Annotated in this window: 11 protein-coding genes; 1 reads left to right on the top strand and 10 read right to left on the bottom strand. The window is 60.3% G+C overall.

Annotation, left to right across the window (positions count from 1 at the left end; translation table 11 throughout):
• Positions 1 to 294: 294 nt before the first annotated feature.
• Positions 295 to 1185, top strand: coding sequence for a site-specific integrase (locus B723_RS22290; RefSeq protein WP_017339024.1), 891 nt, complete (start codon positions 295 to 297; stop codon positions 1183 to 1185).
• Here B723_RS22290 and B723_RS22285 read toward each other — a convergent pair.
• The 10 genes from B723_RS22285 to B723_RS22240 form a co-directional block, all read right to left on the bottom strand.
• Positions 1182 to 2252 (bottom strand): ABC transporter ATP-binding protein, encoded by a 1071-nt coding sequence (locus B723_RS22285; RefSeq protein WP_017339023.1) that lies wholly within the window; start codon positions 2250 to 2252, stop codon positions 1182 to 1184. The two genes, B723_RS22290 and B723_RS22285, sit on opposite strands and share 4 nt — an antisense overlap.
• Positions 2249 to 3847 carry an ABC transporter permease gene (locus B723_RS22280; protein WP_031318954.1) on the bottom strand — a complete coding sequence of 533 codons (1599 nt, stop codon included), beginning with the start codon at positions 3845 to 3847 and terminating at the stop codon, positions 2249 to 2251. Before B723_RS22280 ends, B723_RS22285 begins: the two co-directional genes overlap by 4 nt.
• A 3-nt stretch (positions 3848 to 3850) precedes the next feature.
• A complete protein-coding gene (locus tag B723_RS22275) occupies positions 3851 to 4864 on the bottom strand; it encodes an iron ABC transporter substrate-binding protein (protein WP_017339021.1) in 1014 nt (337 codons plus the stop codon).
• A gap of 140 nt (positions 4865 to 5004) precedes the next feature.
• Positions 5005 to 5565, bottom strand: a complete 561-nt coding sequence (locus tag B723_RS22270) for a PqiC family protein (protein WP_017339020.1) — start codon at positions 5563 to 5565, stop codon at positions 5005 to 5007.
• Between the two features lie 18 nt (positions 5566 to 5583).
• Positions 5584 to 7239, bottom strand: a complete 1656-nt coding sequence (locus B723_RS22265; protein ID WP_017339019.1) for an intermembrane transport protein PqiB — start codon at positions 7237 to 7239, stop codon at positions 5584 to 5586.
• Positions 7220 to 7870: a paraquat-inducible protein A gene (locus B723_RS22260; RefSeq protein ID WP_017339018.1), complete on the bottom strand. Its 651-nt coding sequence runs from the start codon at positions 7868 to 7870 to the stop codon at positions 7220 to 7222. Before B723_RS22260 ends, B723_RS22265 begins: the two co-directional genes overlap by 20 nt.
• Entirely contained in the window at positions 7867 to 8463 is a 597-nt protein-coding gene (locus tag B723_RS22255; protein WP_017339017.1) for a paraquat-inducible protein A, read from the bottom strand. The genes B723_RS22260 and B723_RS22255 overlap by 4 nt, the downstream gene beginning before the upstream one ends.
• 267 nt (positions 8464 to 8730) lie before the next feature.
• Positions 8731 to 10032, bottom strand: coding sequence for an NAD(P)/FAD-dependent oxidoreductase (locus B723_RS22250; protein ID WP_017339016.1), 1302 nt, complete (start codon positions 10030 to 10032; stop codon positions 8731 to 8733).
• Positions 10029 to 11117 carry a polyamine ABC transporter substrate-binding protein gene (locus tag B723_RS22245; protein ID WP_017339015.1) on the bottom strand — a complete coding sequence of 363 codons (1089 nt, stop codon included), beginning with the start codon at positions 11115 to 11117 and terminating at the stop codon, positions 10029 to 10031. Before B723_RS22245 ends, B723_RS22250 begins: the two co-directional genes overlap by 4 nt.
• A 155-nt stretch (positions 11118 to 11272) precedes the next feature.
• Positions 11273 to 12631: a glutamine synthetase family protein gene (locus B723_RS22240; RefSeq protein WP_017339014.1), complete on the bottom strand. Its 1359-nt coding sequence runs from the start codon at positions 12629 to 12631 to the stop codon at positions 11273 to 11275.
• Between the last annotated feature and the right edge of the window lie 109 nt (positions 12632 to 12740).

The following is a 12740-nucleotide window of genomic DNA, read 5'->3' as shown; positions in this document are numbered from 1 at the left end:
GCCGGCAGGTTGGGAGCCTATCGAGGCCCGCCGGGTAGAGATGAGGTTAGGCCGGTTTTTGTGAAAGGAACATCAAAAAACGGCGATGGAATCGTTTATCTGAACGTTATTAAGCCAATGTTCAGGCTTCTGCCGTTCATCGCGCTCTTTAGTAGAAAAGTCCTGCAGAAGTGTCCCGCTTTATATAAAGATTGTTTCAATCCTTAGTTGTTTTATTGATCTGTTTCCACTCAAGGCCGTTTTGTTTTGATTGACTTACCTGTTACTGATTCAACAGCTGTAAAGACCAATCCGATGCCCCTGTATCTGGCGCGGCTGGCGCCGTCCAGCCAACTGACCATGCGTTATGTGTTGCAGGACGCCGCCGACCGCCTGGGCTTCGAAGACATGAATGTCGAGGAGATTCCCTGGCACCAGTTGCAGCCCGAGGATGTGATCGCGCTGGTGGCGGCGTTGCGCGCGGACGGCTACGCGCCCAACACGTCTTCGCTGTACGTCAACGCCGTGCGCGGGGTGATGAATGAAGCGTGGCGCATGAGCCTGATCAGCCAGGAACACTTGCTGAAGATGCGCTCGGTCAAGGGCATTGCCGGCACACGATTGTCCCAGGGACGCAATCTGCGCCGCTCGCTGATCCAGGAAATGATGGCAGTCTGTGCTGCCGATCCACGGCCACAAGGCCTGCGGGACGCGGCGATCATCGGGATTCTGTACGGTTCGGGCATGCGCAAATCAGAGTCGGTGAACCTCGACCTCGATCAGGTGGATTTCACCGAACGCAGCCTGCGGGTGACCGCCAAAGGCAACAAACAGCTGATCAAATACGCACCGGCCTGGGCGTTCGCCAAACTGGATGCCTGGCTGGAGCTGCGACGCTCGCAACTCAAGGAAGGCGAGGTGGATGATGCGTTCCTGTTCAATCGCATCCGCCGCGGCAGCCACATCACCCGTGAGCGCATCACCAAACACGCGATCTATTACATCGCCCGGCAACGCGGCGCGCAGGTCGGGGTGAAAATCATGCCCCATGACTTTCGGCGCTCGTTCATTACCCGGGTGATCGAGGAACATGACTTGTCGATTGCGCAGAAACTTGCCCATCACAGCAATATCCAGACGACAGCCAACTACGACGTGCGCGATGACAATGAGCGGCGGCGGGCGATAGACCGCTTCGACCTTTAAGATTCACTCAACACATGGGCGTGGCCGATGGTCGAGACGTGAACCGCACTGCCGGTCGGTGGCGCGTACAGGCCCGAACTGCGCACCATCAATGACCGACCGGGCAGGTCGGTGGATGACAGAGGTTCCAGTTCCACGGTCAATGTGCAGGTATTGCCGCTGAAATCGCGCTCGGTCACCACGGCTCGACAACCGGCGGTCTCGACCGAGCTGGAAACGATACCGACCAGTTGCAACTGCTCGGGCCGCAGCATGATCTGCGCACAGTGGTTGTTGCGATGATTGTTGACCGGGATCCGCCCGAGATCGCAATGCGCCCAGCCGGCTTCGATCCGGGCCGGCATGACCACGGCATCGCCGAGGAACATTGCGGTTTGTTCGTCACCGGGATAGCGGTAAAGGTCCAGCGGATGACCGGACTGCACCACACGCCCCTCACGCATGACCGCAAGCTGATCGGCAAACGACAGCGCTTCACTCTGGTCATGGGTGACCAGAATGGTGGTGACACCGGCGTCCGCCAGCAACCGCGCCACCAGTTTGCGCATGGCGGCGCGCAAGCCGGTATCGAGCGCGGAAAATGGCTCGTCCAGCAACATCAGGCGCGGCTGTTGCGCCAGCGCTCGCGCCAGTGCCACACGTTGTTGTTGGCCGCCGGAAAGCTCATGGGGCCAACGATTGGCCATGCTGGAATCCAGTGCCACGCTGTCCATCAGTTCGGCAATACGCTCGTGTTTGATGGCGCCCTTGGTCGACAGGCCGAAACCGATGTTGGCGGCCACGGTCATGTGCGGAAACAGGGCGCCGTCCTGCGGGACATAACCGATCTGACGTTGATGCGCCGGGACTTCGTGGGTGTCGTCCACCAACGTCTGGCCATTGAACGTCAGGCGGCCCGAGTCCGGAAACTCGAAACCGGCGATCATGCGCAGCAAGGTGGTTTTACCCGAACCGGAAGGCCCGACGATCACCGTGCGGCTACCCGTGGGCACCGTCAGGCTGATGTTTTCCAGGGCGCGATGCGCGCCATAGGATTTGCAGATCGAATGCAGTTCAAGAGCGTTCATCGGCCAGCCGTTCGTTTGGATTGGTGATAGAGGAGCCCGGTCAACGGAAGTGACAGCAGGATCATCAGCAAGGCATAAGGCGCAGCGGCGGCGTAGTCGATCTCGCTGGTCAACGCCCAGAACCCGGTCGCCAGCGTGCGCGTGCCGTTCGGAGCGAGCAGCAGGGTGGCGGTCAATTCATTGGTGATCGCCAGGAACACCAGCGCGGCACCCGCAGCAGCACCGGGCGCGGCGAGGCGCAGGGTAATCAACCACAACGCACGACCGGGAGAGCGACCGAGACTGCGGGCGATGTTCTCCAGCTCAACCGGCGCCTGAGCGATGCCCGCCCGCAAACTCACCAGCGCACGGGGTAAAAACATCAGCAGGTACGCAAGCAACACGGTAATCGTGGTCTGATAAATCGGCCGGGCGAAATGCACCGTGACCGTCACCAACGCCAGGGCGACCACAATGCCCGGCAACGAACTGGTGATGTAGTTGCAGCTTTCGAGGATCCGTTGCAGCCGACCCGGCGAGCGGATCGACAGCCACGCAATCGGAATCGCCGCGCAGGTGGTGAGGGCCGCGCCGGCAACCCCAAGCAGCAGCGTCTGTTGCAGTGCCGGCATCAGCTCGGCCATCTGCCAGACCTGCGAGCCACCGGCGATCAGCCATTTGCCCAAGGTGATCAACGGCACCCCGAGCGCCAGGGCGCAGGTCACCAACAGCAAGGTTAGCGCGAGAACGGTCGGCAACTTTTTCAGGCGTACGACCTGCTGTTCGCGGGCGCTCCCGGAACCGACGCGGGCATACCGCGCATTGCCACGCGCCGCCGATTCGACGGTCAGCATCGCCAGGCAACACAGCGCGAGCACACCCGCCAGCATGTTCGCGGCTGGCCCGTTGAAGGTGGATTTGAACTGATCGAAGATCGCTGTGGTGAAGGTGTCGAAGCGGATCATCGCGTACAGGCCGTATTCGGCGAGCAGGTGCAGCCCGACCAACAAGGCGCCGCCGCAAATGGCCAGACGCAGCTGCGGCAGCACCACGCGAAAAAACACCGCCCAAGGTTTGAGCCCCATCGATTGCGCGACATCTTCGATGGCCGGATCGAGGCGACGCAACGTCGCCGCAATCGGCAAGTAGAGGAACGGGAAGTAGGCGATGACCGACACCAGAACCCCGGCAAACAGCCCGTGAATCGGCGGCACCAGACTGACCCAGGCATAGCTGTGAACGAATGCCGGGACCGCCAGCGGCGCGGTCGCCAGCAACGACCACCAGCGCCGCCCCGGCAGATCGCTGCGCTCGGTCAGCCAGGCGAGTGTCACGCCCAGCGCGACGCACAGGGGAATCGTGATCAGCACCAGCAATACGGTGTTGATGAACAGCTCGCCGACCCGTGGCCGAAACACCAGTGCGAGCAAGGTTGTCCAGCCGGTTTGCACGGACACGCCGATGACAAAAGCGATTGGCAGCAGCGCCAGCAGCGAAACCAGCACCGACAAACCGATCACCCATGCACCGCCGCGACCCACGAACACTCCGCGAGAGCGGCGGCGCAAATGTGCGGGTATCGCCTCAGCGACGACCGCCGGTAATGTTTCAGGCATCAATTAGAGCAGTCCGGCCTGTGTCATCAGCTCAACGGCTTTTTTGCTGTCGAGTTTCGAGGCGTCGACTTTCGGCGCGTCGAGCTGCTGCAGGGGCACCAGTTTTGGGTTGGATTGCGCGTTCTTGCCGACCGCGTATTCAAACGAATTGCCGGTCTTGAGGATGGCCTGGCCATCCTTGCCGGTGATCCATTTCAGAAACGCCTGGGCCTGTTCCTTATGTTGGCTGGACGCCAGGACGCCGCCACCGGAAATGCTGACAAACGCGCCCGGGTCCTGATGTTTGAAGTAATGCAGGGCAGTGTCCTTGCTGTTTTCGCCGGTCCGGGCCTGATCACCGAAGCGGTAATAGTGGTAAATCACACCGCTGTCGATCTGCCCGGCATTCACTGCTTTCAACACGGAGCTGTTGCCCCGATACGCGGTGAAGTTGGTTTTCATCCCCTTGAGCCACTCGAGAGTGGCGGCTTCGCCCTTGAGTTCCAGCACCGCGGCGACAATGGCCTGGAAGTCCGCGCCGGCCGGTGACGCCGCCCAGCGACCTTTCCATTTCGGGGCGGCGAGATCCATCAGTGACTTTGGCAACTCGGCTTCGGGCAGTTTGCCCGGGTTATAGACAAACACAGTCGAGCGCGCGGCGATGCCCACCCACTTGCCATGCGCCGGACGGTAGGCCGCGTCGACTTGTTCCAGAGTGGTTGGCGCTACGGGCGTAAACAGCCCCGCGTTATCCACCAGCACCATGGCCGGGGAGTTTTCGGTCAGAAACACGTCAGCCGGGGAGGCTGCGCCTTCCTGCACGATCTGATTGCCCATTTCCGTGTCGTCGCCATTGCGCACTGTGACCTTGATTCCGGTTTCCTTGGTAAAGCCCTCGATCCAGGCTTTGGTCAGGCTTTCATGCTGGGCGTTGTAGACCACGATACCGTCGGCATCGGCTGAGTAAACGTGACCTGCACCGAACAGGGCGGCGGCCAGCAAGGCGGCTTTCAGGAAAGAGGGGACAGGGCGATTCATGCAGTGGAGGCTCCGTGATTTTAAGATTCGTGCACTCTGGACAGACCGTTGGGTCGTCAATGATTGTAGGTCAATACGAATCATTTGCAGGTTTGAGACGGTGCCAAATGTAAGGGGATGAATGAGAAAAAAACGTCAATTCATTGCGATGCCGGACACCCTTTTTTCGATCCGGCTGCCGCCTGGCTGATCAACGCGGCCAGGCGTTTGACGTTGTTCTGCTGGGCAAGGACCAAGTCGTCGATGGACGGCCCTGAAGGTGTTTGCAACGTACTTCGGCAGCTCACCAGCGTGGTATCGCCTTCGCCGGGACTGCGCAGGCGCCATTTGACGTCCATCAGCGCGTATTGACCGGGAACCGAATCAAAGCGCTGAACCTCCACGCGCACCGACACTTTGCGCTGGGGATTGCTGTTGGCCAGTTGATCGGCCAAGGCGCTGCGCAACTCATCCACCAGGCTCGCCGCCCACCACTCGGTCTCTAGAATCGCCAGGCCACTGTTGCCCTGACGAATGACGATCTGCGGACGATCGACCTGCGGCGGCACGCTGAGGCCTTCGATCAGGATTTCCCCGCCGTTGGCGCGCGCCGTCCCGCTCAGTTGCGCCGGCGTCAGGGTATGGAACTGGATCGGCTCACTGCGGCACGCGGCGAGCAGCAATAGCGCAGTGACCAACGTCATCTTCAGCGAGGAAACCATGGGTGTTGCTCCTGTTGGTCAGTTGCGCGGCGGTGCCTTCAAGTCCATCGGCGCGGCGTTATCGGGGCGACCGCGAATCAGCGATTCCGGATGCCGGCCCAGGTAATCCGAGAGCTCACGCAAGGAGCGCGACATGCGTCCGAGTTCCTCCAGAGTCTGGGTCAATTGCTCGCGTTGCGGCGAGTCCTCGGCAAGTGTCGAGCTGGCCGATTGCAGGGTCTTGCTGACGTCCGCCAGGGTGGTTTGCACGCCGGGCAAGGTCTTGGCGTTGAATTGCGCGAGGCCTTTGCGCAGCTCGACGAGGTTGCTGTCGAGGTTGCCGGCAATGCGTCCGATGGGCAGATCGTTGATTTTGTTGACCATGCTTTCGAGTTTTTCCTGCAACTGTTCAAGGCTGCCGGGAATGGTCGGGATGGACACAGGCCGAGCGGTTGGATCGAACACGACTTTCTCTGCCTTAGGGTAGAAGTCGAGCGCTATATAGAGCTGACCGGTCAACAGGTTGCCGCTTCGGGCCTGAGCCCGCAGGCCGTTTTCGATGAAGGAGCCCATAAGCCTGACACCGGCGGCTTCGTCATTGGGGTCGTGCTTCAACGCCTCAAGCATTTTGGCGTGAGCCTGACCGAGCCGTTGCGGGTAGATAACGATGCCGACGTTGACCGGAAAGCTGCGCTTTTTTGCATCGAAATCCAGATTGACCGACACCACTGTGCCGAACTCGATGCCAAGGAATTCCACCGGCGCACCGACCTTCAGCCCACGCAATGCCTGGTCGAAACGCAAACTCAGGTATTGCGCCTTGCCGCTGGGCGGGGCGAGGGCGGTTTGCTGGTCTTCGAAGAGCTCGAAGGCTTTTTCCTCGGTGGCCGGTTTATCGTTGGGGCTGTACTCCGGGGCGCGGAAGGCGATGCCGCCCACCAATATGGCGGACAGCGACTCGGTCTTCACTGCAAAACCGTTGGCGCCGACATTCACATCAATCCCGCTGGCGTTCCAGAAACGGGTGTTTTCGGTGACGAAGGCATCGTTGGGTGAGTGAATGAAGACTTCGATGTTCACCCCTTTGCCGTCGGCATCCAGGGTGTAAGCGACGACTTGGCCGACCGGAATCTTGCGGTAGTAAACCGGCGAGCCGATGTCCAGCGAACCCAGGTCCGGGGTGTTCAGCATGAAGCGCTTGCCCGGCTCGCCATAAGTGATCGGCGGCGGATTTTCCAGGCCTTTGAAGTTCTTCGACCGCGCATTGGCCTGGCCAATGTCGGCGCCAATGTAGTCCCCGGACAGCAGCGTATCGATACCCGACACGCCGCCCGCGCCGATTCGGGGCCGCACCACCCAGAATTGCGAGTCTTCGCGGGTGAAACTTTCCGCCTGCTTGGCCAGTTTGATGGTGGCGTTGACGCTTTTCTGGTCGTTGCTCAGTTCTACCTCGGAGACTTGCCCGATCACCACGTTACGGTATTTGACCTCGGTCTTGTTGGCGGTCAGGCCGCTGCCGGTCTTGAATGTGACGGTGATGGTCGGTCCTTCCTGCAGGATGCTGTGCACCACCAGCGAAATACCTACCAGCACCGCGATAATCGGGACTATCCATACCAAGGACACGCTGAAACGACGGGTCTTGATCGGGGCCTGCCCGGGAGCTTGCGGCCCGTCAGTGGCTTGCGACTTCATCCATGACCTCCTCGTGATTCGAATGGTGTTGGTCCCAGATCAAACGCGGGTCAAAACTCATGGCAGAGAGCATGGTGAACACCACGACCAGGCCAAAGAAGAGAATGCCCACGCGGGGTTCGATATCGGCCAGGGCTTGAAACTTGACCAGTGAAGCCACCAGGGCCACCACGATCACGTCGAGCATCGACCAATAACCGATGAGCTCGACGAAGCGGTACATTTTCGACCGCTCCTTGCGCGCCCATTGGCTGTCGCGCTGAACGGTCACCAGCAGGAGCGTCAGAGCGACGAATTTGACGCCCGGCACCGCGATACTGGCGATGAAAATGATCAGGGCAATGTCCCAGGCGCCGTGCTGCCAGAAATCCAGCACACCGCCCATGATGGTGCTGTCGGCGCCGGCGCCAACCATTTTGGTGTTCATCACCGGCAACACATTGGCCGGGATGTAAAACACCAGCGAAGTCAGCAGGTAGGCCCAGGTGCGGGTCAGTGCGTTGGGCTTGCGCCGATGCAGCGGTGCACCGCAACGCTCGCATTCTTGGGGTTCGCCGGTCATGTCACAGGCCAGGCCGCAGCTGTGGCAAAGGCACAGGTTGAGTTCGCTCGCGACCGGAGGCGTGGTCATAAAACATCCCACAGTTCACGTATATCGCGCCCGGCAATGCGGATCATCATCAGGCTGAGAATGGCCAGGGCGAACAGTCCGATGCCGGGCAGCACGTCGAGCAACCCGGCGAGCTTGATCACCGCGACCATCGCCCCCAGCAGGCAGACTTCCAGCATGCTCCAGGGCCGCAGGGTTTCCAGCCAGCGCATGCAGAATCTGAAACCCGGTGAGCGACGGGAGGTGAGGGCGAAGCTCAAGACCCAGATCAACAGCAGCAACTGGAAAATCGGCGCAATGATCATGGAAATGGCCGCCACCAGGGCGATGAAGGTAATCGGGCCCAGCGTCAGGGCCATTATGGAATCCCACAGCGTTGCGCTGTTTTTCAAGCCTTTAAGGCTGATGCTCATCACCGGATAGAAATTGGCGAAAATCCACAGCATCAATGCCGTCACGGTCAACGCCAGCCGCTGCTCCACCGTCAGGCCGTTATAACGCTGAAGCACACCACCGCAGCGCGTACACAGGGTTTTCTGATGTTTGGCGAGCGTGACTTTTTGATACACGCAGTCGCAGTGCTCGCAGATGATCAGTTGGTCAGTCGTAGCCATAGGCCGCACTCGCCAGGACACAGGAAAGTCAGAGCACCTCCTCAATATAGAAGTGCGTTGCGAATGAGCAAATCGAAAGGCAATTTGGCGAGTCAACGGAGGGCGAAGATCAACATTTGTGGCGAGGGGATTTATCCCCGTTCGGCGGCGAAGCCGTCGCTAAACCTGCTTCCGGGGGATACCTGAAAGAATGCAGGGGGCCGCTTCGCGACCCAACGGGGATAAATCCCCTCGCCACAGGTTTTGTGTGAGGTCTGTGCTCCGGTTTCAGCCGAGGATTTCACGCAGCCGATACCAGAACATCCCGAGAGCCAGCAACGGCGAACGCAGCATTGGGCCACCGGGAAAGGTCATGTGCGGCACGGCGCTGAACACGTCGAAGCCTTGGCTGTGCCCGGCATGAATCACTTCGCCCAGCAGTTTTGCGCACCAGTGAGTCACGTTCAGCCCGTGGCCGGAGTAACCCTGGGCATAAAACACGTTCGGGTGTTGGCGCAAGCGCCCGACCTGCGGAAAGCGATTGGCCGTGATGCCAATCTTGCCGCCCCACTGATAATCAATGCGCACATCGGCCAGTTGCGGGAACACCTTGAGCATTTGCGGGCGCATGTAAGCGGCGATGTCTGCAGGATCGCGACCGGAATAATGACAGGCACCGCCGAACAGCAAGCGCCGGTCCGCCGAGAGCCGGTAGTAATCCAGGCCGACTTTCTGGTCGCACAGCGCCAGGTTCTGCGGGATCAATTGCGCGGCAACCTCAGGCGCCAATGGTTCTGTGGCGATGATGTAGCTGCCCGCCGGCAGCACCTTGCCGCTGAGTTTCGGTTCCAGTTCGTCCAGATGCGCATTGCACGCCAGCACCAGACTGCCGGCACGCACCGTGCCGCCGGCACAACGAACCTGCACCGTGCTGCCATGGATCAGTTCCAGCACCGGGCTCTGCTCGAAGATCTGCACCCCGAGCGATTGCGCCAGCCGCGCTTCGCCCAGCACCAGGTTCAGCGGGTGCAAGTGCCCCGAGCCCATGTCGACCAGGCCACCGGCATACACGCCTGAATTGACCACTTGCTCTCGGATCTGCTCCGGCCCGACCAGCCGGGTTTCATGGACGTAACCCGACTCGGCCAGGCTTTCCCGTTCAGCCTTGAACGCCGTGAATTGCGCCTGGGTGTTCGCCAGTTCGCAAAAACCCCAGCGCAGGTCGCAATCAATATTGTGCTCACGGATGCGCTTGCCCACGAGTTCCACCGATTCGATCCCGGCGCGCTCAAGGTAGCGAACGCCTTCGTGACCGACATGCTTGGTGAATCCACTGACGTCATGCCCGATGCCGCGAATCAGCTGCCCCCCGTTGCGCCCGCTGGCGCCCCAGCCGATCCGTCGGGCCTCCAGCAGAATCACCGAGAGCCCACGCTGCGCCAGTTCGATGGCGGTGTTGACCCCGGTAAACCCGCCGCCGATCACGCAGACATCAGCCACAAGGTCTTCGGTCAAGGCGGGGAACGGCGCCAGCGCATTGGCCGACGCGGCGTAATAGGAGCGCGCATGTTCGTTGCTGTACGGGTTCATTTGTTGGACTTCACTTTGCTCCAGGAACGGGTCATCAAACGCATGATGGTCTGGGGCGGGGTGGTCGAGATGTAGAGTTTGTCGAGCACGGTCTGAGGGGGGTAAACCTCGGGATTGTTGACCAGTTCAGCGTCCATGTACTGCTTGGCGGCAGGGTTCGGGTTGGCGTAACCGACCGAGGCGCTGACGTTGGCGATGACTTGCGGGTCCAGCAGGTAATTGATGAAGGCGTGAGCCTCTTTCGGGTTGCTGGCATCGGCGGGAATCGCCAGCAAATCGAACCACAGATTACTGCCTTCCTTGGGGATCGCGTAAGCGATGTTCACGCCGTTCCTGGCCTCCTTGGCGCGGTTGGCGGCCTGGAACACATCACCCGAGTAACCGAAGGCCACGCAGATGTCGCCGTTGGCCAGGTCCGACACGTACTTGGACGAGTGGAAGTAGGTGATGTAAGGGCGGATGCTCAACAGCTTGGCTTCGGCTTTCTTGAAGTCTTCCGGGTTCTCGCTGCGTGGGTCCATGCCCATGTAGTTGAGGATGGCGGGGAACACTTCGTCCGCCGAGTCCATCATCGACACGCCGCACTGACTGAGTTTCTTGATGTTTTCCGGCTCGAACAATACGGCCCAGGAGTCGATGTGATCGATGCCCAGCACTTGTTTGACCTTGTCGACGTTGTAACCGATGCCGTTGGTGCCCCACAGATACGGCACGGAGTGTTCGTTGCCCGGGTCGTTCTTCTCCAGCAGTGCCAGCAGTTTCGGGTCGAGGTTCTTGAAGTTCGGCAACTGCGCGCGATCCAGTTTGAGGAACGCGCCGGCCTTAACCTGGCGGGCGAGGAAGTGGTTGGACGGCACCACCACGTCATACCCGGTACGGCCGGCGAGCAGTTTGCCCTCAAGGGTTTCGTTGGAATCGAAGACGTCGTAGATCACCTTGATCCCGGTTTTCGCCTGGAAGTCGGCGAGGGTGGTTTCGCCGATGTAATCGGTCCAGTTGTAGACGCTGACGGTCGGCTGGGCCTGTGCAACGGAGCTGACCAGCATGGCCAGCGCGACCGGGACCACGGATTTCAATAGACGCATATCGACACCTCTTGGAATTATTGGGTTATTCAGGTGTTTCGCTATTCCTGTGGGAGCCTGCCTGCTGGCGATTGCGGTGGGCCAATCGATACAGAGGTTGGCTGTGCCGACGCCATCGCGAGCAGGCTCACTCCCACAGGAGATGTGTGCAGGGCTCAGACGCTGAGCAACAAAAACTCCCGCTCCCACGAACTGATCACTCGCTTGAAGTTCTCGTGCTCCGCGCGCTTGACCGCGACATAACCGCGGACAAACTTGTCACCCAGATAACGCCCGATGGTTTCGCATTCTTCCATCTGCGTCAGCGCGTCTTCGATGGTGATCGGCAAACGCAGGTTGCGTCGCTCATAGGCCCGGCCCTGCACCGCAGCGCTTGGCTCGATGCGCTCGACCATGCCGAGGTAGCCGCACAACAGGCTGGCAGCGATGGCCAGGTACGGGTTGGCATCCGCGCCCGGCAAGCGGTTTTCCACGCGCATCGCCTCGGGGCTGGAGGTCGGCACACGCAGGCCCACGGTGCGGTTCTCCTCGCCCCATTCGACGTTCACCGGTGCGGAGGTGTCGGGCAGGAAGCGGCGGAACGAGTTCACGTTGGGCGCAAACATCGGCAGTACTTTGGGGATGTATTTCTGCAGGCCGCCAATGTAGTGCAGGAACAGCTCGCTCATCTGCCCGTCGGCATTGGCGAAGATCGGCTGACCGGTGGCGATGTCCACCACACTCTGGTGGATGTGCATGGCGCTGCCCGGCTCATCGCCGATCGGCTTGGCCATGAACGTCGCCGCGACGTTGTGCTTGAGCGCCGCTTCGCGCATGGTGCGTTTGAACACGGTGATCTGGTCGGCCAGGTCCAGCGCGTCGCCGTGACGGAAGTTGATTTCCATCTGCGCCGGGCCGTCTTCGTGGATCAGCGTGTCGAGGTCCAGGCCCTGCAATTCGCACCAGTCGTAGACGTCTTCAAACAGTGGGTCGAATTCGTTGGCCGCGTCGATGGAAAACGACTGGCGACCGCTTTCCGCCCGGCCCGAACGGCCCAGCGGCGCCTTGAGCGGCAAGTCCGGGTCTTCGCAACGCTGGGTCAGGTAGAACTCCATTTCCGGCGCGACAATCGGTTTCCAGCCCTTATCGGTGTACAGCTGCAGGACTTTCTTCAGCACGTTGCGCGGCGACAGTTCGATCGGGTTGCCAAATTTGTCGAAGGTGTCATGGATCACGATCGCGGTAGGCTCGATGGCCCATGGGATCACGTAGACCGCGTCTGAAACGGGCTTGCACACCATGTCGATGTCGGCCGGGTCGAGCAGGTCGTAGTAGATGTCGTCGTCGACAAAGTCCCCGGTTACCGTTTGCAACAGCACACTTTCCGGCAGGCGCATGCCTCGCTCATGCAGGAACTTGTTGGTGGGTGCAATCTTGCCGCGTGCAATGCCGGTCAGGTCACTGACGACACACTCGACTTCGGTAATCTTGTGATCTTTCAGCCACGTGAGCAGCTGATCGAAAGGGACATTCATAAAGACCTCGTTATTGGTTTTATTAACGCCGGGGAGGGTGGTTTCATCCGCCACACACTTCCCCTGGGACGCGTTGACGACTATCTTGGGCGAGCCTTGACGTTCCATC

It is taken from the genome of Pseudomonas fluorescens NCIMB 11764 (assembly GCF_000293885.2).
Lineage (GTDB): Bacteria > Pseudomonadota > Gammaproteobacteria > Pseudomonadales > Pseudomonadaceae > Aquipseudomonas > Aquipseudomonas fluorescens_B.
The sequence above is the reverse complement of the archived record's forward strand: the minus strand, read 5'-3'. Positions and strand labels throughout refer to the sequence as shown.